1 protein-coding gene and 1 pseudogene are annotated in these 1424 nt (G+C 45.5%); both read right to left on the bottom strand.

Annotation, left to right across the window (positions count from 1 at the left end):
• A partial coding sequence (locus R7P67_RS24290; RefSeq protein ID WP_318086249.1) for a DUF350 domain-containing protein occupies positions 1-369 on the bottom strand: 369 nt, incomplete at its 3' end.
• Positions 369-1412: pseudogene (locus R7P67_RS24295) on the bottom strand (potassium channel family protein). The gene R7P67_RS24290 and the pseudogene R7P67_RS24295, both read right to left, overlap by 1 nt.
• Between the last annotated feature and the right edge of the window lie 12 nt (positions 1413-1424).

The raw sequence follows: 1424 nt of genomic DNA on the forward strand, positions 1-1424 counted from the left end.
CGCCGCAAGTACAATGCCTGCAGGCAGCTCATCTTTTTCGATACGCTCAGTAACTCTTGGCAGCAAAATAAAACGCACGATGGCAAATGCGATGATTTGCGCAAGCATGGCAACAACGCCCCAAACCATAAAGTCGACAATGTTGACTGAGTTTTTTGCCGCACCCGAAATCGCAATACAATAACCCAGAAAAGCGCCACTCAACGCCACTGCGGCTGCGGTATTTTGCTTTTCCTTGATCAGATGCCATTCATCATAAGGCGTAAGCTTGACGTAGATGAACTTAAACGCCAAAACAAAAATAACGGATACTGAGAAGTAGAGTAAAAAGTTTGGAAAACCTGCTAACAGGCCGGCAATCATGTGCATTATTGTTCCTTGTTCATTTCTTTCCATGCAAAATCATCAATACGTTCATCTGCAATGTAAAACAGCTTGGTACCCGGTGGCACTTCCGCATCTAAATCTGGGTTGAGTTGGATACCGTTGCCGATATCAAACGCAATCAACGTCGCGTGGTGACGCTTTTTGATAAAGCCAAAGATGCTCTCAATGGTGGTGATAGGTTGATTCTCAGGATAAATGACTGAGTACTGTGTCATCCCACGGGTGGATGCCAGTAATTCTTGGTGCAAGGCACTAGAGCCAGGGTCTACTGCCGCTTTCGCCAACATTTCTGCTCCAACGGCAGGAATGCACTCTGCTTTAGGGCAATGCTGACTGAGCAATCGACCTAAGGCGTCGTCTTTAAAATAAGCCAGCAAGTGTGCGTCAGGATTCACAGAGGCACAATAAAGCGCAGCGGAGAGCGTAATGTCATCCGAAAGATTATCAACAATGATACAACTCGCATCAGTAATGTTGGCGTTCTTCATTTCCTGTGCGTCGGTATAACTGGTCACTTTGATAAAATAAATCTAACCCGGCAATGGGTTTTCAATATCAGAGCGACTACACAACACGATAGGGCGCTTGCCTTCTTCTTCGTGTTGCAACATACGAATCAGGTGCATTGTTCTCGACCCGTTCCACCCAAGCAATACGATATGATTTTCCACTCTCACTCTCCGTTTACCCAAAATACCCGCTCGCCAATAATCGATTGCAGAACCAGCTACACGCCCCAATAACGCAGCAAACAAACTCAAGCCACCGGGAATAACAAACAACACAACAACCCACTTCCCTAAGTCTGTGACCGGAGAGTGATCTCCATAGCCCACCGTACTAGCGGTAACCATGAGGTAATAAATGAAGTTGGAGAAGTTGTCCGTTAGCGCTTTTTCACCCGCAAGAGCCAAAAACCCCCACGATAAACTGATGTACAAAATGCTAATAACAAGAAGGTTTCGGTTGCTTAATTTAAATAGGTGCGAACTAAGCCACTTTTTAACTACTAGCCACACAGCCATAAATATCCGATC

It is taken from the genome of Vibrio sp. Vb0937, assembly GCF_033338855.1.